Annotated in this window: 18 protein-coding genes; 9 read left to right on the top strand and 9 right to left on the bottom strand. The window is 60.4% G+C overall.

Going from position 1 to position 20,583, the window contains the following annotated elements; genetic code table 11:
* Window positions 1–131 precede the first annotated feature (131 nt).
* Complete coding sequence (locus BISU_RS03375) at window positions 132–767, top strand: nitroreductase family protein (protein ID WP_024462620.1); 636 nt, start codon at window positions 132–134, stop codon at window positions 765–767.
* A 14-nt stretch (window positions 768–781) separates the two neighbouring features.
* On the opposite strand, the gene BISU_RS03370 is transcribed toward BISU_RS03375, so the two are convergent.
* On the bottom strand, window positions 782–2,095 hold the full coding sequence (locus BISU_RS03370) for a GTPase (RefSeq protein WP_226839088.1): 1,314 nt from the start codon (window positions 2,093–2,095) through the stop codon (window positions 782–784).
* Between the two features lie 184 nt (window positions 2,096–2,279).
* The gene (locus BISU_RS03365; protein WP_024462622.1) at window positions 2,280–3,023 is read right to left on the bottom strand and encodes a FadR/GntR family transcriptional regulator; all 744 of its coding nucleotides are present in this window, start codon (window positions 3,021–3,023) and stop codon (window positions 2,280–2,282) included.
* 341 nt (window positions 3,024–3,364) lie between these two features.
* Here BISU_RS03365 and BISU_RS03360 point away from each other — a divergent pair, with 341 nt between their 5' ends.
* The 3 genes from BISU_RS03360 to BISU_RS03350 all read left to right on the top strand — a co-directional run bounded on the left by BISU_RS03360 (window position 3,365) and on the right by BISU_RS03350 (window position 6,080).
* Window positions 3,365–4,345, top strand: coding sequence for an ABC transporter substrate-binding protein (locus BISU_RS03360; protein ID WP_024462623.1), 981 nt, complete (start codon window positions 3,365–3,367; stop codon window positions 4,343–4,345).
* Window positions 4,346–4,376: 31 nt separating this feature from the next.
* Window positions 4,377–5,246: an ABC transporter permease gene (locus BISU_RS03355; protein ID WP_226839087.1), complete on the top strand. Its 870-nt coding sequence runs from the start codon at window positions 4,377–4,379 to the stop codon at window positions 5,244–5,246.
* 63 nt (window positions 5,247–5,309) lie between these two features.
* Window positions 5,310–6,080, top strand: coding sequence for an ABC transporter ATP-binding protein (locus tag BISU_RS03350; protein ID WP_233419501.1), 771 nt, complete (start codon window positions 5,310–5,312; stop codon window positions 6,078–6,080).
* A gap of 108 nt (window positions 6,081–6,188) precedes the next feature.
* On the opposite strand, the gene BISU_RS03345 is transcribed toward BISU_RS03350, so the two are convergent.
* The 7 genes from BISU_RS03345 to BISU_RS03315 form a co-directional block, all read right to left on the bottom strand.
* A complete protein-coding gene (locus tag BISU_RS03345) occupies window positions 6,189–6,989 on the bottom strand; it encodes an EcsC family protein (RefSeq protein WP_024462626.1) in 801 nt (266 codons plus the stop codon).
* 242 nt (window positions 6,990–7,231) lie between these two features.
* Window positions 7,232–7,414 carry a hypothetical protein gene (locus BISU_RS03340; RefSeq protein ID WP_024462627.1) on the bottom strand — a complete coding sequence of 61 codons (183 nt, stop codon included), beginning with the start codon at window positions 7,412–7,414 and terminating at the stop codon, window positions 7,232–7,234.
* A gap of 250 nt (window positions 7,415–7,664) precedes the next feature.
* Entirely contained in the window at window positions 7,665–8,054 is a 390-nt protein-coding gene (locus BISU_RS03335) for a metal-sensitive transcriptional regulator (protein ID WP_024462628.1), read from the bottom strand.
* The gene (locus BISU_RS03330; protein WP_024462629.1) at window positions 8,051–9,922 is read right to left on the bottom strand and encodes an FAD-dependent oxidoreductase; all 1,872 of its coding nucleotides are present in this window, start codon (window positions 9,920–9,922) and stop codon (window positions 8,051–8,053) included. Before BISU_RS03330 ends, BISU_RS03335 begins: the two co-directional genes overlap by 4 nt.
* Window positions 9,919–10,356, bottom strand: coding sequence for a thioredoxin family protein (locus tag BISU_RS03325; protein ID WP_024462630.1), 438 nt, complete (start codon window positions 10,354–10,356; stop codon window positions 9,919–9,921). Before BISU_RS03325 ends, BISU_RS03330 begins: the two co-directional genes overlap by 4 nt.
* A gap of 727 nt (window positions 10,357–11,083) precedes the next feature.
* On the bottom strand, window positions 11,084–11,857 hold the full coding sequence (locus tag BISU_RS03320; RefSeq protein WP_024462631.1) for a (S)-acetoin forming diacetyl reductase: 774 nt from the start codon (window positions 11,855–11,857) through the stop codon (window positions 11,084–11,086).
* Window positions 11,858–12,081: 224 nt separating this feature from the next.
* Window positions 12,082–12,963, bottom strand: coding sequence for a glycosyltransferase family 2 protein (locus BISU_RS03315; RefSeq protein ID WP_024462632.1), 882 nt, complete (start codon window positions 12,961–12,963; stop codon window positions 12,082–12,084).
* A 133-nt stretch (window positions 12,964–13,096) separates the two neighbouring features.
* On the opposite strand from BISU_RS03315, the gene BISU_RS03310 reads away from it, so the two are divergent.
* The 5 genes from BISU_RS03310 to dacB all read left to right on the top strand — a co-directional run bounded on the left by BISU_RS03310 (window position 13,097) and on the right by dacB (window position 20,582).
* Window positions 13,097–14,695 (top strand): AI-2E family transporter, encoded by a 1,599-nt coding sequence (locus BISU_RS03310; protein WP_024462633.1) that lies wholly within the window; start codon window positions 13,097–13,099, stop codon window positions 14,693–14,695.
* The gene (locus BISU_RS03305; RefSeq protein ID WP_024462634.1) at window positions 14,695–15,936 is read left to right on the top strand and encodes a glycosyltransferase family 2 protein; all 1,242 of its coding nucleotides are present in this window, start codon (window positions 14,695–14,697) and stop codon (window positions 15,934–15,936) included. Before BISU_RS03310 ends, BISU_RS03305 begins: the two co-directional genes overlap by 1 nt.
* A 411-nt stretch (window positions 15,937–16,347) precedes the next feature.
* Window positions 16,348–17,175: an ABC transporter ATP-binding protein gene (locus BISU_RS03300; protein ID WP_024462635.1), complete on the top strand. Its 828-nt coding sequence runs from the start codon at window positions 16,348–16,350 to the stop codon at window positions 17,173–17,175.
* Entirely contained in the window at window positions 17,172–18,827 is a 1,656-nt protein-coding gene (locus BISU_RS03295; protein WP_024462636.1) for a hypothetical protein, read from the top strand. The genes BISU_RS03300 and BISU_RS03295 overlap by 4 nt, the downstream gene beginning before the upstream one ends.
* Before the next feature lie 297 nt (window positions 18,828–19,124).
* On the top strand, window positions 19,125–20,582 hold the full coding sequence (dacB, locus tag BISU_RS03290; RefSeq protein WP_051245945.1) for a D-alanyl-D-alanine carboxypeptidase/D-alanyl-D-alanine endopeptidase: 1,458 nt from the start codon (window positions 19,125–19,127) through the stop codon (window positions 20,580–20,582).
* Window position 20,583 lies beyond the last annotated feature (1 nt).

The following is a 20,583-nucleotide window of genomic DNA, read 5'->3' as shown; positions in this document are numbered from 1 at the left end:
ATATCGTATCTAGGATTTTGTCTACCATAGAAGCACAGCTCATTGAAACGGTGCCGCTATAAAGAAGCCGACGGCATATCAACACTAGCAACCGCAAATCCGCAGCCACCCACGCAAAGGATTCCCGCATCATGACGCAACTCGCCACCAACGATTTCACCGAGATACTTGAAGGACGACGATCCATCCGCAAATATGACCCCAAGGTCAAGATATCGCGCGAGGAGATGCTTGCGATGCTCGATGAGGCGGCCAAGGCGCCGTCGTCGGTGAATATGCAGCCGTGGCGATTCCTTATCGTGGAATCGGACGAGGGCAAGGCGACGCTTGCTCCGCTCCTGCAGTTCAATAGGCGCCAGAACAAGACGTCGTCGGCGATGATCGTGGTATTTGGCGATATGCGTTGCTATGAATACGCGGATCGGATATACGGCGAGGCGGCCAAGCGGGGCATCATGCCCAGTCTGGTGGCGAAGGCCCAGATGACGGTGGCTGCCTCCGCATACAAGAAGTTCAGTCGCAGCAGGATGAACGACATCGTCAAAATCGATTCCAGCCTGTTCGCCATGCAGTTCATGCTCGTCGCGCGTTCACACGGCTACGACACCAACCCCATCGGCGGCTTTGACCAGGATAAGGTCGCCGAGGCCTTCGGCTTGGATGTCGAACGCTACGTGCCGGTGCTCATTATGTCAATCGGCAAGGCCGCTACCGAAGGCCACGAATCCGTCCGACTGCCAGCAGAAGATCTTGTGTGGTGGCGGTGAAATCCGCCCTGTTTTTACTTCTTCTTGCCCCTCCCCGCGATAAACGCCCCAAGCGCAATCTGCGCGATCTTTCTGGCGCTCATGCCGTCGCCGGATTTGGCTAGGGCGGCTCTGGCTGTGGCAACGAAATCCGCGGAGAGGCGTGATTGCATAAACCCGCGGACCCATTCAATGTCGGCGACGGTTTTGTTGCCCAGCGAAACCTGCTCGAAGGCGAGGATAGTGCCTTCGCCGAGTGCGGCAACGATGCTGCCAGCGATGACGGCGTTCAGCGCCGCGGCTCCGAGGTTGACACCGGGGATGGCCTTGAGTGCGCTGATCGCTCCTTGCGCAGCCAACGATACTGTGCCGACTTGCACGATCGAATCGAAGAACTTGCGTGAGGCCTCGTTCTTGGTGATGCCGTATATCCGCGCGAGGGCGTTGATCTGCGCGATTTCGACAGGGCCGAGAATCGCGGCGTCGGGGAAGGGAATCGGCACGGCGCCCACTACCGCGCCGCTGGTTGTGGCCGCTGCCACAACGCTCTGGGCGAGCACGCGCTTGCGATTGAGCTTGAATCGCGCGATGTCCTTTTCGGCGGCCTTATAGCCTTCCGGCAGCAGGTCGTTCGTCGCGTCGATCAGCTCCGCGATGCCTTCGGGTGCGGCGTAGGCGTCCTCGTTGAGCGTGTAGGTTTGCGCGACGACGGGAATGATCTTGCGCAGATTCGTGCGATGGGGCTGCGCCGAGAAGGCGTTGGTGACCAGTTCGACATTGCGCTGGCGGTCGGGAACCGAATACGATTTCGTGATCACCGCGATGACCGGTAATGATGGCCACATCGACGTCGCCTGCGACAGGCTGCGGATGGTGCGGGGGAAGAGCTTGCTCGACGTGCCATCGATGCAGAACCAGATCGCATTGATCCGCGTATCGATTGTGCCCGCCTTGGCATTGTTCTTGGACCAGTTTTTGACTGCGCGGATCGCGGCGCGGCGCTTGAAGAACGACGGCTCGAATCCGGCCGTATCGATGAGTCGGAAAGGCAGCGTCGCATTCTCGTAGACACGCAGTTCTTTGGTCGTGCCTTGCATGCCGAATCCCGCAAGCGCCGCTTCCTCGCCGAGCACCGCGTTGATCAGCGTGGACTTGCCGACTCCGGAATTCCCGATGACCAGCACATTGGCCTTGAGAGCGGAGTCCGTGTTGGGCGGGGGAGCTGTAATATTTGTGAAACCGGTACCGTTTGCGCCGCGCCCAGTACTGCTTGGGATATTCGCGAGGTCCGCTTTGCTCGTGGAGGCTATGCTGACAGCACCGCCCATCTCGTGTGTTGTTTCGCTCATCTCGCCCCCCCATTATGGGTGCCGCAGCAACGATTTTGACTGCCCGTATACTGCTTTCAGTGTATGCGAAAGTTGACTGAATCGCTGAGTTCCTGCGATGGCGAAACGCAAAGAATCAACGCCGTACAGGCTCGATGTAAAAACCCTTCATGTGCATCAAATCGCGTGTCAATCACTACAGTCTTTATTGCACTAAGGTGCTGATGTCGCGCACATCCGCGAGGTGGCGGATCATCGCATGCTTTGCCTGCTCAGGGTCGCGCGCCTTCACCGCTTCTTCGATGAGCTGATGACCGATAAGCGATATTCGCCTGCCCGCAGCCGTCTGATGGGAACGTTCGCGCACATGTTCAGTGCATTTGAAGGAGAACTGCAGCACCGTAAGCATCATGGTGTTGCCTGTGGCGTGGGCAAGCAGCAGATGGAAGCGAATGTCGAGTTGCATGGAGTGCTTCGAACTGATGCTTTCATCGGCCTCCTGATCGACGGTGCTGCTTAGAGCGGCAAGATGAATAGGCTGTGCCCGCTGCGCGGCGAGCGCAGCAATCTGCGGTTCCACGGATTCGCGCAGCTCGATGGCATTGCGCAGGTCGGTGTCGGTGGCCTTCATCAAGGCGGCCAGCCGCCGAGTATTCGACATGGGGTCGAGCACCGTGCTGCCTCGGCCCTGAACGCGTTCGATAAGGTGTTTGGATTCAAGCTCGGAGAGCGCCTCGCGAATTGACGCGCGCGATACCTTGAATTGTTCAGCGAGCTTGCGCTCAGCCGGCAGTCGCGTTCCGGGTCTCAAGGTACCGACCATGATGAGCTGTTCAATATGATCGGCGACCTGAGCGCTGACGCTGTGGCTGACGAACTTCAGCGGTGGGATGGAACCATCCGGGACCTTGAACTGATTCTCGGGGGGGAGGGTAGTAGATGCTTGCATATTGTGATATTGGCATGATGGCCGTACCAATTCTTGTAGGAACTGCCGATTGGTATGCCGCGTATTTCCCTTGGGTTAAAAGTGCGTAACCGTTGATGTCCGCGGCGGAAACAGACATGTTGCCCCTTTATTCTTGCCTCGTCGCACACGGTGACCAAGTCGGAAAGGATGCGCATGGAGATGAGGGATGCAACGAATGTCAAGCCTATTGCCGCGTCTTCGCACTTGTTACAAGACTTCATGCGATATGACTGTGGTCAACACCGCGGAACGGCACCAGATGCAATTGGCTGCGCGACAACTGACCAAGCAACAAACCAGAATAAGAGTAAGGACACGCTATGAATAGGAATACGCTGAAAAAGACGGTTGCAGGAGTGGCGGCAGCGGCGCTCGCCCTCGTCGCAGCCGCAGGATTGGCGGGATGCAGCACGGGGGAGCCTGACCATAGTTCAGCCGCCGACAACACCGCGTCCAAATCGATTCGCGTGGCCACACAACGCCAGCCTCACTTGTTCGCTGCCTACGAATGGTCGCAATATGTTCCTAAGGGGTACACCGTGCAGGTTGTGCCCATGGACAACTCCAATAGTGAGAAGGACGCGCTGCTGACGGGCGATGTTGATTTCGCATTGATGGGTGTGCCCACGGTCATCTCGCAGGCGGCTCAAGGCGGCGGAATCAAGATCATCGCAGGTGGTGCCGATGGCGGCTCTGGACTCATGGCGAAGAAGGACATTGCTTCCGTCGAGCAGCTCAAGGGCAAGAAGATCGGCTATGTTCCCAACTCCTCACAAGAGATGGCGCTGCGTCTGCTGCTTAAATCCGCAGGTCTCAACCCCGATTCGGACGTGCAGCTAGTTAACATCGGCTATTCGGAGATGTCCGAGGCGCTTGCTCGTGGTGATATCGACGCTTTCGCCGGTGCTGAAATGGGCGTTTCGCTGGCCAAAATCGCAGGGGCGAGCGAAATCTCCTCGATTTACAACACCGATATCGGCAAGGTGAATATTGCGCTGGCTGCCAGCGACAAGGTTATCAAGGGCAATCCGGACATGGTGAAGGTCGCTATCGCTGCTCACAAGAAGGCGACTGGGGCTCTCAGCTCGGATAAGGCGATGTGGAAGCAGGCCGTGATGAAGCAGTTCACCTTCGACTCCGCTGCTCTTGACAAGGCACTCGACAATATGTGGCTGCATTGGGATTTGAGCGACACCTACCAGAAGCAGTGCGGTGAGCTCGCCAATCAGATGGTGGCGATATCGTCCATCAAGAAGGCTCCGGCTGCCTCGGAATACCTTGACGATCAGTTCGTAAAGTGACCGGCGTCAGATAATCACTGTCCGATACTGCGTGCAGCGCATCAAGGCGCATGGCGCTAGGGAAGGAGTCTTAAGGAATATGTCTCGCATCAGAAAAATCGCACCTAAAATACTGCTGTCATTGCCTGTTCCCATTGTGATCTTGGTGTTGTGGAGCCAAGGCGTCAAGTACGGGTGGACACTTCCCTTTGACATTCGGCTGTCTCGTGTGCCGGCACCTTCCGCAGTGCTTCGCCGAATCGCCGATCTTACGGTCGGCGGCTACCTCAATGATCCGTATTCGGGAACGCTGTGGAAGCACACCTATGCCAGCGTGGTGCGCGTTTTTAGCGGATTCGGACTCGCAGCGATTACCGGCATTCCGCTCGGCGTGCTGATGGGACGTTCTAAGATCGCTTCCGAGCTGCTCGAACCCACCATCAATCTGATCCGCCCCATTCCTGTGACCGCATGGGTGCCGCTGGCGCTTATCATGATTGGCATCGGGGACCGCTCCACAATCTTCCTAGTGTTTCTGGCAGCGCTTTTCCCCATTATCCTCAACACCGTTACTGCTGTGGAACAGGTTCCGGAGCGCTTGCTTGAGGCTTCGGCGATGCTGGGCACGTCTAGGGCTAAGGCATTGTGGAAAGTTGTTTTTCCTGCCGCGTTGCCTGGCATCATTGGGGGGCTGCGCATCGCAGTCGGCCTCGCTTGGGCGCTGCTGGTGGTCGGTGAAATGACTGGTATCACCGTCGGACTTGGTGCCATGATCACCGAGGCCAAAGAAGTGTCGAAAACCGATCTGATTGTGGCTGGCATGTTCATCATCGGCATTCTGGGCTTTCTGAGCGACCGTCTTATTATTTGGATCGTCAGGCTCATCGCGGGTCGTCGACCGATTCTTGCCGGCAGCAAGTGACCTGAAAATTCGATTGTTAAGGAGTCTGATATGCGCATCGGGACAATTCAGCGTCATGCTGGCATGATTGATATACAGAATGTCGGCAAGCAGTACAGCGGCGGCACTTACGCCGTCAAAAACGTGGACCTCCATATTGATTCAGGTGAGTTCGTGGCGATCGTCGGCCCATCGGGCTGCGGAAAAAGCACCTTGCTGCGTATGATAGCAGGCTTTGAAAGCGTCACAGAAGGCAAAATCCTCGTGGAGACCACCGAAGTGAGCGGTCCAGGGCCGGATCGCGGTGTGGTGTTTCAGGACTATGGTCTGTTCCCGTGGCTCACTGTCGAGGAGAACATCGCCTACGGGCCTAAGGAGGCAGGGTATCCCCGATCCCAAGTGAAGAAGCTGGTCGGCAAATACATCGATCTTGTAGGGCTCAAACTCTTCGCCCGCAAGTTCCCTCACGAGCTTTCCGGCGGCATGCAGCAGCGTGTCGCGATAGCCCGGGTCCTAGCGAACACGCCTGCCGTGATGCTCATGGATGAGCCTTTCGGCGCACTTGACGCTCTGACCCGCGAACAGCTGCAGAACCAGCTTTCGAAGATACAGAAGGAGCTGGGCATCACCGTTCTGTTTGTAACCCACAGCATCGAGGAAGCCGTGTACTTGGCCGACCGCGTCGTAGTGATGGCCGACGGAGCGGCGAATGGTGTGGCGGGTAATATCAAAAAAGTCGAGACCATCGAACTTGGCGAGAACCGCGATAGCACCTCGGTGGAATTCAACGTCTATCGCAGGGAGATCTCTGAGCTTATTCATGGTGCGGGCCATGAGGTAAGAGATCACGCATAAGCTCTGCTTTCTGCTGTTCGCCGCAGCATGACGCATGATTTTTGAAGGTTGTGTTGTAGCGTTTGTTGGTTGTCAAGCGCCGGTGAGGTGCCGGATCCCTTGCACCGCTTAGGCCAGCTGCTCTGCCCGCCGACCAATCAGGAAGCGCTTGTGGTATTTCAGATTGGCGTAAGCGGTTAGGTTATGCATGGAGATGGCGTTGAATGCGCCGCCGACAGCGCCGACAATGGGAATGCCTTGCAGGAACTTCATGTAGAGCATCTCGTCCGACAATGCTGATGCCGCGCCGCGAATCTGCTCCGAGGCGTCATAACCATCGGGAAGCGCGTGATAATGGATGAAGGCGTTGGCATCGGCGTCGATCTCGTCGAGGTGCTCGCCGTGGGCGACTGAGCCTTCGATAAGCAGGAGAATGAAATAGCGCTCTGCATCGTTGTCATGCTCATAGCCGTATTGCAGGGCGATCTGATGGATGCTGCGCAGCATCGTACCTACCAGCAGCGCAATATCGGGAATGCCGATGCCGAGCACGCCGAGGCCTACTCCGGCAGCGGTCGAGGCGACAGTATTGACCCGAGCCGAGCCGTTGGCTTGCCTGGAGAATTGCCTGAGATTGCGTTTGCTCGCGTCGTCGTCGGCCATGAGACTGTTGACCTGATACTCGCGCCGTGCCTTATCCGCGTTGTAGGTCTTGTCGATGACTGGCGAGCCCTTGGAAAATATCAGATTGAAGGCCTTGACGAACGCCGCATCCAAGGTGTCGCGCAGCTTGTCTGGAACCTTGTCGTCCAGCAGCTGGTTGAGCGGCGATTCTTTCGACTGCCGCCGCTTGGCGAGAAACCGGGCCTCTTTGCGATCGAGCTTCGCCTGCTCTGCGTCGAGAGGCGTCCCGCGCTGAAAGATTGCCATCGCTGCCTCCTTGTGCGTTCGGCCGCTGGGCGTGTGCGGCTGGGCGTCGGTCGTACGCGCTGCAGGCTTCGACTTCGTGCTGGACGCATGGTATCCGCTAGCCATACATCGATCGCGCATGCATTTCGTACTTACTCCAGCATGGCACACCACAGTCATAACCGGACGCCTTGCAGCGCAGCGCGAACGCGCAATTAGGCATGTTCGCTGCACTGCAAGACGCGCGAGCCGCAACTGTTGGCTTAGTGGCCGAAGAGGCGTTGAAAGAAGCCGGCGTTTGATTTTGAGGCGTTGATTTCGGCTTGGGTGTGGCGGCCGTTGCACCAGTTCGAGGCGGGGACGCTGCGTCGCACCTGATCGATGTGCTGGCCGCATCCGGACCAGGTGGTTTTGCCGCAGACCTTGCAGGTGACCGCATGGCACATGATATTGCTCCGTTCGTTGGGGGTGTTTTGCGTTGGTTAGTTAGATTTGATGGGTTGTTGGGTTGATGAGTTGCCGTTTAGTTGATTGGCTGATTGGCGGATTGTGGATTATTGGGTTGTCTGGTTGTCGTTTGGTGGATTGCTGGTGACGGGTGCTTGGTCAGCAGCTGGATAGTTGGATGGCTGACTTGGACGATGGCGGCTTTATGATTTGTGGGGAAAGCTGCCAGCCCGGTGATTACGCAGCAGATCACGCGAGCATAAGGAAGAGCTTTTCGATTTCATCCGCGGTGAGATGGGTGTTCTTCGATTCTCGTTCTTCACGATTTTCGGTTTGCGCAGCGTTGTCATGCGTCGCGCCATCGTCACGAATCGACTCACTGCCCTCGGCCGGCTCAAGTTGCTCGCCATTCTCCTTATTCGAAGGCGCGAGGCACTCGCGCATCGCCGAGGCGATGACGAGGAATCCGGCGCGGTCGAGGGCGCGTGACACTGCCGAAAGCTGAATGACCACATCCTGGCAGGAGCCGCCTGACTCGACCTGGTTGATAACCGCGTCAAGCTGGCCGCGCGCCCGTTTCAGCCGGTTGAGCACGGCGCGCTGCGGATTCTCGGGCTTCTTTGTTGTGGTGCTGCTCATGCGTGTGCCTTTCCTTCGTGCGCAGATACGCTGTGCGAATCTGTGCTGTCTGCTTGGTCTGCTTGATTGGGAGACTCGAACAGCGAGCTGTCTGTAAGTGCGCTGTCACCGAGCGCATCGCGCAGCACGTGCATGCCGCCTGAAAGATTGCGCGCCGAAAGTCCATGCTGCACCAGAATGCGGTAGGCGAAGTACGAGCGCTTGCCCGAAGCGCACATCACGGCGATAGGCCGCCCGGCAGCTGCGTCAAGAATCTCGCCCATCCGGGTTCGAACTTCGGTGTGCGGGATGTTCAGCGCCCTGCGCACATGGCCAGTGGCGAATTCGGCAGGGTTGCGCACGTCAAGAATCAAGTCGGTGCGAACCACATTCGCAAGCTCCTGCGCATACCACAGGCGCAGTTTGCCGGATAGCACATTCTCGCCGAGCATGCCGGCCAGATTCACCGGGTCCTTCGCTTGGCCGAAGGGAGGGGAGTAAGCGAGATCTTCGTCAATGAGATCGTCAATCGCAGCGCCGGATCGTATCGCCGCAGCGAACACGTCGATGCGTTTGTCAACGCCTTCGCCGCCGACGATCTGCGCGCCGAGCAGCCGACCGTCATCGCCGAACAGCACCAGCATCCGCATTGCTGCGGCACCGGGGAAGTAGCCGGCGTGCTGCGCGGCTTCCAGATGAATCGCATGGAAAGGTATGTCTGCCCGATTGAGATCCCCGCATCCGGCTCCGGTGCGGGCGACGGCAAGCTTGCCGATGCGGATGATTGCAGTGCCGAGCGTCGCGGGAATGGGTCGCGCGGTTTTCGGATTGCAGATGTCGTCGGCGATGAGTCTGCCAGCTCGATTCGCCGGACCTGCCAGCGCTACGGGACGCTTGGCTCCGGTAACGAAATCCGTGGACAGCGTCGCGTCGCCAGCCGCCCAGATGCCCGGCATCGAGGTCCGGCCGTGCTCGTCGACGTCGATGGCGCCGCGATCGCAGCGTATCCCGGCGGCTTCGAATATGGCGGCGTCGGGGCGCACGCCGATGGAGACGAGCACCAGATCGGCGGGCAGCATATCGCCATTCGAAAGCTCCACCGCATGCGAACCGTTGGGAATGCCGCTGTCCACAATCTTGCCGGTGTCAGCCCTGCCGGCACTGCCGTTGTCGTTCGTGCTGTCGTCGGTATTGCCAGTGTTCCCGTCAACCGTGTCGTCAACAGCTTCGCCGTCGGCAACGCGTTCGATGATGCTCGTTGCACTTACGCCGGTGTGAAGCTGCACGCCGAGTTCGCGCAGCTGGTCGGCTGCCGGTGCGGCGATTTCCGGTTCCATCATCGGCAGTATATGACCGGCGAGGTCGACGACATGAACATCTAAACCGCGGGTGGCGAGGGCTTCGGCAGTCTCAAGGCCGATGAAACCGCCTCCCAGCACTACAGCAGAGGTAGCATTGCGTGCCAGTTCCGTGACGCGGTCGGCGTCCGGAACCGTGCGCAGCGTACTGACAAACGATGATCCTATTCCCGGAATGTCTGGGATGAAGGGTTTTGCGCCGGGAGTAAGTACGAGGGCATCATACGCGACGGTTTCCTGACCGGCCGTTGTGCTCACCTCGACGGTATGTGCATCTGGGTCGATGGCGACGACTTCGCTGCCGGTGCGTACGGTGATATTCAGCACGGCGGACAGCGAATGCGGTGTCTGCACGAGCAGGTCTTCGCGCTCAGTGATCTCGCCGCCGACATAATAGGGCAGGCCGCAGCTGGCATATGAAACGTGCTCGCCGCGTTCCAGCACGAGTATTTCCGCGCTTTCGTCGTTGCGCCGGGCTCGGGCCGCGCAGCTCATGCCTGCGGCGTTGCCTCCGATGATGACGATTCTCATGGCCGCGCTCCTTGCTGCGCGTCGTTTTGTGCGGCGGTTTGCGCTTGGGCTGTTTGGGCAGCTTGCTCTTGCTTGTCTGCTTGGGCGCTGATTTGCGCGCGCACGTCAGCCATATCCAGCAGCGACAACTGATCGATCAGGGAGTCCAGTGCGGCGGGCGCGAGCAATCCGGGCTGCTGGAAGACGAGGATGCCGTCGCGGAAGGCCGCGAGCGTGGGGATGCTGGCGATGCCGAATTGCGCCACGAGCTCCTGCTCGGCTTCGGTGTCCACCTTGCCATGCAGGACTTCGGGATGCTTGATCGAGCTCTGCTCGAAAATCGGGCCGAACATGCGGCATGGGCCGCACCATGACGCCCAGAAATCGAGCAGCACGGTGGGGTGATTGGCAATGGTCTCGCGCAGGTTCTGCGCGGTGATCGTTGTTGTGCTCATAATGGCATAATATACCCCTAGGGGTATTCGGTCAATTCGAGAATTCCATGTCTTGTTGTGTACGGTTTTATGATTCGGACGGGTATCTGCGTTATGTGAGGCGTTAACTTAGCCTTGCGGAGGTCTATCTGCGTTACGTGAGGTGTTAAAACCGCAGCACCCTAAGTATCGCCGCCGGAAAATGGTGGCTTTGGGCCGTCCGATACCCGACTCCCCGAGAAATAGCGCCTCACATAACGCAGATAGACCTCCGTGGCATCCCGATAACGCCTCACACAAGCGAGATACACATTTCCCCAAGGTCCTTCGCTGACGAATGTGCGTGGAGGTGCGAGCGGGAGCGGGTTGCGCCGAGTCATCGTACGCTATATGTCACGCCGACAAGGTTCGTATCGGAAAACGTACGCTGAGCAGCCGGTATCGTACGTTTTCCAATACGGATCTCATAAGCATGTAGGGAAACGTACGCTGCGAGGAGGAGATCGAGAGCGGAATGTGAGGGCGCTGCGGTTGCGGCGCGGCACCGGGCCATAGGCACCGTACACATGGACGAACCCCCGCTTTGCGCCTCCCGACTATGAGTCAGGAAACGCGAAACGGGGGTTCATCTGCTGTTGAGACCGGATCGGCACGGCGAAATCGCATTCGCCGTGCCGATCCGGTCTGCCGCTCAGCGGGGTTTGGATTCGTTGGAATGCCAACCCCGCCGACGCCCAGCGGCTCGAACTCAGTGGAACTGCATGCCGCCGTCGACGATGATCGTCTGGCCGGTGATGTAGTTGGAGTCGGGACCCGCGAGGAACGCCACGGCCGCGGCGACATCCTCGGGCTCGGACAGGCGGCCCAGCGCGATATCCTTCGAGAAGGTGCTCATGCCCCACTCGTCGTCCTTGCCGGCGTTCTTGCCGACCTGGTGCGCGATGTCAAGCATCATCGGGGTCTTCACGATGCCGGGGGCGTACGCGTTCGCGGTGATGCCTTCGGCGGCCAGATCGCGGGCGGCGACCTGCGTGAGACCGCGGATGGCGAACTTGGTGGAGGAGTACAGCATGAGGTTCGGGTTGCCGACGACGCCCGCCTGGCTGGCGGCGTTGATGATCTTGCCCTTCTTGCCCAGCTCGCGGAACTTGCGGGTGGCGGCCTGCACGCCCCACATGGTGCCGGCCACGTTGATGTGCATGACCTTGTCGAACAGTTCGGGAGTGATGGTGTCGATCGGGGTGGTGGGGCCGAGTCCGGCGTTGTTGACGATCACGTCGAAGCTGCCGAGCTTCTCGGCGGCCTCGTCCACGGCTGCGGAGAAGGCGTCGCGATCCGAGACGTCAAGCTTGATGGCAATGGCTTCGCCGCCATCGCTCGTGATGGCCTGGGCCACTTCGCCCGCCTTGTCGACGTTGAGATCGACGACCGCCACGGCGAAGCCGTCCTTCGCCAAACGCTTGCTGATAGCCTCGCCAATGCCTTGGGCGCCACCGGTCACGAATGCCACTTTTTCTGCCATATCAGTATCTTCCATAGGTGTTATGGGACGCCGACCATATTAGCGAGCCTGATTGACTGAAATGTGAGTTGTCTCATACCTGCGTGTCTTGGATCGTGTCTTGGCGCAGTGATCGCCGAAAGCTCGTCAGTGCCCTGAAATGGCAGGAGAAATGGGCGGATTCCGGCGTCAGTATTGAGTTGGCCGCATCCCATTCGCCCCGCTCAAGGCATGGGAGGCGCTGTTCAGTCCGGATCCTCGCCTTCGCGCTCGGCAAGTTCGATCTGCTCGCCGAGCCAGATGCGCTCGGCGGGATTGACGTCCAACAGGTCCAGATATTTCTGATACACCGGGTAGAGCAGACGCAGCCCGGGGTACAGGGAGATGAGCGCGCGTTCGGTTTTGTGCCGGCGCCAGTGATCGGGATGCGCAGCGAAGGTGTTCCTGAAACGTTTCATGTAATTGCGGAAGGAAATCAGCGAAGTGTCCATTCGCCGCGCGGAGATGGCGCAGATCATCTTGCGCGAGTAGACGGTTTTCATATCGTTGTCGAGCAGATGCAGCGAGATGTCGATGTCCTCGTGCATTACGTCGTCCGGGTCGCGGCATACCTGACCGGCGATGACCTTCCATGCGCTCGTGCGAACTGCCATATTGGAGCCAAACAGCAGCACCTGCCCGCCGTCGGCGCGGTAGGTGCTGCGCCGCACGCGGTCGTCGCCCCGGAAGGCCATATGCTTGGCGGGCATGTCGTAGTACGTCACTGGTCCGGTGGCGCCCATCGCCGCCGGGTCGTCGGTGAAGAGCCCGGCGACCACTTCGACCCAGTCGGGCTTGAGCATGCAGTCCGCGTCGACGCGCCCGAGTACATCGCCGGTGGCATGGTTGAACCCGTAGTTGCGCGTCGGAATCAGACCCTGTTCGCTGTCTTGATGCAGCAGCCGCACCGGTGCCTCGGGATTTTCGGCCATGAATCCCTCGACGATGCGACAGGTGTCGTCGCTCGAGCGGTTGTCGACGACGATGACCTCGTGCGGGGCGACGCTTTGGCGGGTGGCGTTGGTCAGGCAGTCGACGATGCGGTCCTGCTCATTCCATGCGGGTATGACGATCGAAACACTCAGCATAGGCATTAACAATAGAGGGCGTTGCCTACACGACGTCTGGGTGCGGCGCGGACGCTGGGACGCTTGGCGGCAAACCGCCAATTGCCGGCGACCGCCGCTGGCCGACTACGCCCCTGATTGTAAAATGTGTCATATGACTTCCCAAGACGATCAGAAGATCGATTTAGCCTCCGTGTTCCCGTCCAAGGGCGACTCGCGCCGCCCGCCGGACTGGTGGGGCAGGGCCTTGCTCTATACGGCCATAGCCGTGTTCCTGTCGTATTTCGTATGGCAGTCGTGGGGCAAGGTTGAGTTCATCGTCTTCGACATCGTCGTTTCGCTCTTCATCGCTCTGGCCATCGAGCCGCTGGTGACGCGCATGATTCGGCACGGCTGGAAGCGCGGCGCGGCATCCGCGACTGGCCTGATCGGCCTGATGGTGGTCGTGATCGCCCTGCTCGCGCTGTTCGGCAACATGTTCGTCCAGCAGGTCCTCTCCATGGTCAAAGGGCTGCCCGGCCTGTACGACCAGATCGCCGAGCTCATTGCCGAGCACACGTCGTTCAAGCTGCCGGCGATGGAGAGCTTGGGCAACGAGATACTCAAGAACGTGCAGACTTCGTGGGTCACGGATTTCGCCGGTCAGGCGCTTACCACCACGGTGGGCTTCTTCAGCTTCCTGCTCAATGCGCTCACCATCCTCATGGTGACCTTCTATGTCTCGGCGGCAGGCCCCAAAATGCGCCGGAGCCTATGCCAGTGGATGTCGCCGGTGGCGCAGCGGCGGTTCCTGCTCGGCTGGACCGTGGTGCAGGACCAGATCTCCGGCTTCCTGTTCTCTCGCACGATTCTGGCGGTGCTCAACGCCACGGCCACGGCGATTTTCCTCGCGCTTATCCATGTGCCCTACTGGCTGCCGCTCGCGCTGTTCAGCGGCATCGTCTCGCAGTTCGTGCCTACCGTAGGCACCTATATCGGCGGCGCGCTGCCGGTCATCTTCGCATGGAGCTCGAACGGCATTCCGTACGCGGTGGGCGTGATCGTGTTCATCACCGTCTACCAGCAGATCGAGAATCTCCTGCTCTCGCCCAAGGTCTCGCAGCGCACGATGGATCTCAACCCCGCCATCGCCTTCTTGTCGGTGCTGGTGCTCGGCGCGATGTTCGGCGCATTGGGCGCCTTTCTCGCGCTGCCCATCACGGCCAGCATCCAGGCTATTTTCAAGGTCTACACGAAACGCTACGAGCTGGTTGATTCTCCGCTGATGTCTGATCCGCAGCCGGTGAGCAAGTCCAAGGTCGTGGAGGGCGCCGAAGCCTTCAACGAGCATGTCATCCGGCCGGTGAGCAGCCGCATACCTCGGGCCGCCCGCGGCACGAGTGCGCGTGTGCCGATGAACGACGATCTGAGGCAACTGCAGGAGGAGCTGTATCGCATGTCCGGCGATCACGATTCTCACGATTCTCAGGAGTCGAAGACTGTCGCCATCCCCAAGGGCGTGCTCTCGAAGAGTCCTCGGAGCGCTGCCCTTCGCGGCACTGAAGCCGATGAAAACGAATCAGCCGGCGCATCCGGCGAAAGCGGCGAGGAATCAAAATCGAAGGCTGATGCCGGGGCGCGGGTTGCCGCCGAGTCGCAGGCTGCTGGATCGCAGGCTGACGCCGGCGCCCCGGCCTCCGATAACCCTGATTCCGATACCGCCGATTCAGGCTCTGATGCCTCCGACGACAACCCGAGAAGCAGGTGGCGCTGATGGTTCTGCTCACCATACTCGACATTTTGATGCTGATACTCGGCGGCGCCAGCTTGGTCTACCAGATCATATGCATTCTCGCCGGGATGTTCTCCAAGCAGATCGGCTTTCCCGCCGCGCCCATGGACAAGCGCTACGCCGTCCTGATCTCGGCGCGCAACGAGGAGCACGTCATCGGCAATCTCATCGATTCGATTCGTGCGCAGACTTACCCGGCAGCGCTTGTCGACATCTGGCTCGTGGCCGATAACTGCACGGACGACACGGCTTCGGTCGTGCGCGCCAAAGGCTGCAACGTCGTCGAGCGCTTCGACGACAAGCTGATCGGCAAAGGCTACGCGCTGACCTATCTGCTCGACCACATGATCGATTCAGGCGCGGCCGAGAACTATGACGCCTACTTCGTGTTCGACGCCGACAACCTGCTCGACAAGCATTACATCGAGGAGATGAACAAGGCCTTCCACGCGGGCTTCCGCATCCTGACGAGCTATCGCAATTCGGTCAACCTCTCCGACAACTGGGTCTCCTCCGGCTCGGCCCTGTGGTTCATCCGCGAATCGCGCTTCCTCAACAACTCGCGCATGGTCTTCGGGTCGAGCTGCCACGTGGGCGGCACCGGATTCATGTTCTCGCGCGAGATCATGCAGCGCAACAAGGGCTGGAAATTCCACCTGCTCACCGAGGACTTGGAATTCACCATGGACTCGGTGCTGCACGGCGACCGCATCGGCTACTGCGGCACCGCGATCCTCTACGACGAGCAGCCCGTGGCGTTCAATCAAAGCTGGCGTCAGCGCCTGCGTTGGAGCAAGGGCTTCCTGCAGGTCTTCCGGTATTATGGCCCGGCGCTCATCCAGCGCGCGGTGCGGGAGCGTGATTTCTCGGCCGTCGACTTCACGCTGCTGGTCTGCCCGTTTACAGTGCTCACCGTGGCGCGTTTGCTGCTCGGCTGCCTGTTCGCCGCCTTCGGCTTCGTCACGTGGACGAGCCAGCTGGCGGCGCTGACCGGATGGCTGAGCGGCGCGGTGCTCGGCGTGCTGGGCATGATGCTCATCGCGGCGCTCACGATTCTGGTCGAGCGCGATCATATCGGAGCCACGAACAAGGAGCTGTTCGCTTACGTGCTCAGCTTCCCGATCTACATGTTCAGCTATGTGCCGATCTCCTTCCAGGCCATGTTCTCAAGAGCCGAGTGGAAGCCGATCGTCCACCATGGCGAGGAGGCCGCGGACGCCTAACCCTATGCGGCTCTGGCCAGAGCAAGGCAGTTAATGCGCTGCTGGTATGGTTGGCATGGAGACGAATAGCAACGATCTGTCGATTTTTCGACTGGACGGGGGATGCCGACGATGACCGAGGAAGCACAATTCGCGCAAGGGACGCTACCCAATGAGCCGAATCAGGAAGCATACGACGGGTTCGTGAACGGATCGACCGGCGAGTCAGCAGGCGGGCCGTCCGTCAGACCGCTCGACGATCTCGACGCACAGCGTCCCGCCGCGGCGAACTATCCGGCGGGCAATCCATATGCGTCATATGCCTCGGATAACCCGTACCAACCCGGCAATGACTTCGCAACAGGCAACCCGTATCAGCCTGACAATGCTTACCCTGTTGCCAATCCATATCCGCCGGATGCGAACGCCGCGGTGTCTATCCGTGGCCTGTTCAAGCATTTCGGCAACAAAATAGCCGTTAATGGACTGGCGCTGGACATCCCGATCGGTTCCTTCTACGGTCTGGTCGGCCCCAACGGAGCAGGCAAGACCACGACGCTCAATATGGTCACCGGACTGCTCGTGCCCGATGCAGGGAACGCGATGATTCTGGGCCATGATGTGTGGAGCGACGTGAACCACGCCAAGCGCATCATCGGCGTGATGCCGCAGCCCGACCAGATATTCGACCGGCTCACCGGCATGCAGCTGCTGATCTACGCAGGCATGCTGCGCGGCATGGCCCGGGCCGAAGTCACGCAGCGCGCCGGCGACCTGCTCACGGCCTTCGACCTTGCCGACGCGGCGAACACGATCGTCTCCGATTATTCCGCGGGCATGACGAAGAAGATCTGCCTGGCATCGGCGATGATCCACAGTCCGCGCATCCTCGTGCTGGACGAACCCTTCGAATCCGTGGACCCGGTGTCCAGCGCGAATCTCAAAGACATCCTCGTCGAATACGCGCAGACGGGCGGCACGGTCATCATCTCCTCGCATGTGATGGCGCTGGTCGAGCGGATGTGCACGCATGTCGCGGTCATCAACCAAGGGCAGGTCTGCGCGGCAGGTACGATCGCGCAGGTCGCTGCGGGCGAGGACCTGGAGGATCGCTTCCTGCAGCTGGTCGGCGGTCGGCATAGCGCGGCGCACTTGGCATGGCTCAACGGCGGCGATACAGCCGGCGTGCAACCGCAGTCCGCTGATGCGCGGCCCTTTGCCCCGCAGCAGCCACAGGCGCAGGACGGTGGGTCGCAATGAACTCCGCAACGACAAATACCGTAGCGACCATCGTCAGGCTGCGCTGGGCGTTGACCATGGCGACGCTGCGCAAATCCGCCTGGCAGACCGTCGGCTACGTCATTTCAGCCGTTCTCGGGCTGGGCCTGATCATTGGCGTTGGCGCCGCCGCATGGTCCTTGGGCTCGCAGTCGTTCGTTTCCGCGCAGGCCTCGGACTCATGGTTCACCGGCATCATGCAGCCGGTGGTCGTGCTGGCGGGCATGAGCCTCACGGTGTTCGTCATCTTCATGCAGCTGATGCTTATCGGCGAAGGCTCGACGCTTGGGCCTCAGCGCTTCGCGTTGTATGGCATCAGGGACCGCGACCTGCAGGCGGGTCTGCTGGTGTCGGGGATGACGGGCATTCCCGCGATTGTGGGCGTGGTGTCGCTGCTGCTGTGGTCGCTGGCCTACCGCTGGACAGGGCCAGCCGTGGTCATCGTGCAGATTGTCGCCGCGCCGCTGGCGGTAGTGACGATGATGAGCCTGTCCAAGCTGGTAATCGCCCTGTCCACGACGCTCGTGCGATCCAAGCGGGGAAAAAGCGCGTTCTACATCGTGGCGATGCTCGCATTCATCTCCGTGTTCCAATTGCCGAACATCATCTTCAATTCGTCGAATTCGCGTACCTTCGACCCGCAAACGTATGACATGGCGGCATCCGTCATCGGATGGACGCCGCTTGGCGCCGCATTTCAGCTGCCCTTCGACGCCTATGCCGGCAACTGGATCGCGCTGCTGGGCAGAATAATCGTTCTGGCAGCCACCTGCGTGGCGTGCTTCATGGGCTGCACCTGGTGCCTGCGCCGCGATCGCCTGACCTCCGAGTCGAGTCTGGGGGCCGTTAAGGTCAAGGGCGTCGGAGCCTTCGGATGGATGCCCGACTCGGTGTCGGGAGCCGTCTCCGCACGGTTGTTCACCAATCTCAAGCGTGACCCCAGGCAGGCGCTGATGCTGCTGATGCCGCTGTTCTTCGTGGTTGTCTTCGCGTTGCAGGCCCATGGCATCTCGGCCGTCATCTGGCAGGCAATCCTGTGGGGAGGACTTTTCCTGAACCTTGCCGAAAGCAATGGGCTGTCCTATGATGGGCGCGGATTCGCGATGCAGGCCGCCATCGGCGTTCGGGGTCTTGACGATCGTCTTGGCCGGGTGCGCGTCTACGGCACGCTTATCGTGGGCTACATACTGGTGCTGGGCATCGCCATCATGATATTCACCGGTGACTGGCGAACCTCGCAAGGCTGGGCCACCGCCTGCGCATTCCTCGGCGGTTCGATCGCCCTTGCTCTTGGCGGACTGGGGCTTGCGGAGGTCCTCTCCTGCGTGCTCATATATCCGGTCGCTTCGATCGACAAGCCGTTCTCCTCGCCGCAAGGCCGTGCGCTGGCCCAGAGCCTCATGCCCTTCGCCACCATGCTGGGAACCGCAGTCGTCGCTTTGCCGACCATTGCATGCGCGGTGATTCTGCTGGTGAGCGGCAACTGGAGCCAGTATTGGCTTATCGGTCCGGTCGGCGTGGTCAACGGCGTGGTGGCGCTTGTGCTGGGCGTGTGGCTGGGCGGCAAGGCGATGGATGCGCGGATGCTCAAAATCGTCGCGACACTCGACTCCTTCGCCTCGCTGCAGAAATGAGTTGCCTGGGGTCCGCTGCCTAGTATCACGCGGCCTATGCATGCGACTGCCCTGCGTCTTGCGGTTCCATGCCCCTTTTGCGCCGCTGATTCGTGCCAAGAGGCCCAAAAGGGGCGCTAGGGCCGGGACAGCATATATGATGGCATGGCGTATGACATGACCATGATGTAAAACCGCAAAATCGCGTGGGAACATCGCGCGAACAGCGCGAATAACCAGCAACAAACAGCGTGAGGGAGGCAGACGCCAGTGGGGCAGGAGCAGCCGATTGAGCATGCTGGGGATGATGCCGGGCATATGAGGCCTGTCGCCGGAATCGCAGGGCTCACCTCCAAAGGCCAGCGTCGACGCATCATCACTGTCGTGGTGGCCTCGCTTGCCACCGTGCTGCTGGCGGCGGGCTACATCGTCGCCGATGTCGCCGGTGTCGCTCCTGGTCTGCTCACTGCGGACACGGCGGAACTCGAAAGCCAGGCCGCCCCGCTCGCCGCGCTTCCCGCAGGCGCCGTCGTTGCGGGGAAGGCCGAGCCGAATGCGCCGATCGACGCCAGCAAAGCCAACGCGCTGCTCGATCGTTTCGCCGCGGCTGATGGGGTCGGCACGCAATATTCCATTGCGATCGCCGACCAGCATGGCTCGGTTGTCGCGCAGCGCAACGCCGGGATACCGCGTGAACCGGCTTCGACGCTGAAAACCCTGACCGCGCTCGCCGCTGCTTCATCGCTCGATATGGGAGCGACCTTCAACACCGAAACCTATCTCAATCAGCCTTCCTCCGGTGCAGTCACCGTAACGCTGAAGGGCAACGGCGACATGCTGCTGGGCAAGGGCGCGAGCGACCCGAAGCATATCAACGGCCGCGCCGGGCTGGCGACACTGGCCCAGAAAACCGCGCAGGGGCTGCGCCAGCGCGGCATCGGCACGGTTGCACTGGCGTATGATGACACGCTTTTCGGTGCGGCACGCGCTCCGAAAGACATCGCACAGAACAATCCTGACAATGTGTACTACACGCCGATCTCATCGATGGCCGTGGACGGCGGCAGAACATGGCCGGACGGCGTTGCGCCAGATCCTGACAGCTTCGAGGGCTACCCGCCGATGTCCGAGCGGACGGCTGCGGATGCGGCAGGACTCTTCGCCACGCTGCTCAAGCAGCAAGGCATCGCCGTACGCGGTTCGGTCGCCGCCGCGGCGACGCCTGCGGGCCTCTCTCCGCTCGCTTCGGTGAGTTCCGCCACGCTGAGCGAAGTGATGGCCTTCATGATGCGGCACTCCGACAACACTTTGGCTGAGGAATTCGGGCGGCTCGTAGCGCTTAAGGCGGGACGCGAGAATACTCCGCAGGGCGCGGTACGGGCGGTTCGGGAGGAGCTCGAACGCCTGCATATCGATCTGGCCGGGTCGACCATGGCCGATTCCTGCGGTCTGAGCCCCGGCTCGCGCGTTACCGCCAGAACCTTGGCCGCTGTGCAGGCGCATAATCTTACGGCAACGGGTGCGGCCGCCGCGGGGGAGGGGCTTTCCATCCCCGGATTGGTGGGCACTGCCAGCGATCGGCTGGACAACGCAGGCGCAGCCGGCCTGCTGCGCGTCAAAACCGGCAGCCTCGACGCGGTGACCGCTATGGCGGGCAATGTCTCGCGCAGCGGCGGCGGCACGCTCGCCTTCGCCGTCATCGTCAATGATCCCGACGATATCATTGCCGCGAAATCCGACGTGGATTCCTTCATAGGCGATCTGGCAGGGCTGTGAT

Origin of the sequence: Bifidobacterium subtile (assembly GCF_000741775.1) — a bacterium.
Taxonomy (GTDB): Bacteria; Actinomycetota; Actinomycetes; order Actinomycetales; family Bifidobacteriaceae; genus Bifidobacterium; species Bifidobacterium subtile.
Note: the sequence above shows the minus strand (reverse complement) of the source record. Positions and strands in the feature narration are given on the sequence as shown.

Excerpts from the sequence above, each read along its gene's own strand:
- BISU_RS03375 (WP_024462620.1), top strand. The coding sequence starts at position 132 with ATGACGCAACTCGCCACCAACGATTTCACCGAGATACTTGAAGGACGA.
- BISU_RS03370 (WP_226839088.1), bottom strand. The coding sequence starts at position 2,095 with ATGAGCGAAACAACACACGAGATGGGCGGTGCTGTCAGCATAGCCTCC.
- BISU_RS03365 (WP_024462622.1), bottom strand. The coding sequence starts at position 3,023 with ATGCAAGCATCTACTACCCTCCCCCCCGAGAATCAGTTCAAGGTCCCG.
- BISU_RS03360 (WP_024462623.1), top strand. The coding sequence starts at position 3,365 with ATGAATAGGAATACGCTGAAAAAGACGGTTGCAGGAGTGGCGGCAGCG.
- BISU_RS03350 (WP_233419501.1), top strand. The coding sequence starts at position 5,310 with ATGATTGATATACAGAATGTCGGCAAGCAGTACAGCGGCGGCACTTAC.
- BISU_RS03345 (WP_024462626.1), bottom strand. The coding sequence starts at position 6,989 with ATGGCAATCTTTCAGCGCGGGACGCCTCTCGACGCAGAGCAGGCGAAG.
- BISU_RS03340 (WP_024462627.1), bottom strand. The coding sequence starts at position 7,414 with ATGTGCCATGCGGTCACCTGCAAGGTCTGCGGCAAAACCACCTGGTCC.
- BISU_RS03335 (WP_024462628.1), bottom strand. The coding sequence starts at position 8,054 with ATGAGCAGCACCACAACAAAGAAGCCCGAGAATCCGCAGCGCGCCGTG.
- BISU_RS03330 (WP_024462629.1), bottom strand. The coding sequence starts at position 9,922 with ATGAGAATCGTCATCATCGGAGGCAACGCCGCAGGCATGAGCTGCGCG.
- BISU_RS03325 (WP_024462630.1), bottom strand. The coding sequence starts at position 10,356 with ATGAGCACAACAACGATCACCGCGCAGAACCTGCGCGAGACCATTGCC.
- BISU_RS03320 (WP_024462631.1), bottom strand. The coding sequence starts at position 11,857 with ATGGCAGAAAAAGTGGCATTCGTGACCGGTGGCGCCCAAGGCATTGGC.
- BISU_RS03315 (WP_024462632.1), bottom strand. The coding sequence starts at position 12,963 with ATGCTGAGTGTTTCGATCGTCATACCCGCATGGAATGAGCAGGACCGC.
- BISU_RS03310 (WP_024462633.1), top strand. The coding sequence starts at position 13,097 with ATGACTTCCCAAGACGATCAGAAGATCGATTTAGCCTCCGTGTTCCCG.
- BISU_RS03305 (WP_024462634.1), top strand. The coding sequence starts at position 14,695 with ATGGTTCTGCTCACCATACTCGACATTTTGATGCTGATACTCGGCGGC.
- BISU_RS03295 (WP_024462636.1), top strand. The coding sequence starts at position 17,172 with ATGAACTCCGCAACGACAAATACCGTAGCGACCATCGTCAGGCTGCGC.
- dacB (WP_051245945.1), top strand. The coding sequence starts at position 19,125 with ATGAGGCCTGTCGCCGGAATCGCAGGGCTCACCTCCAAAGGCCAGCGT.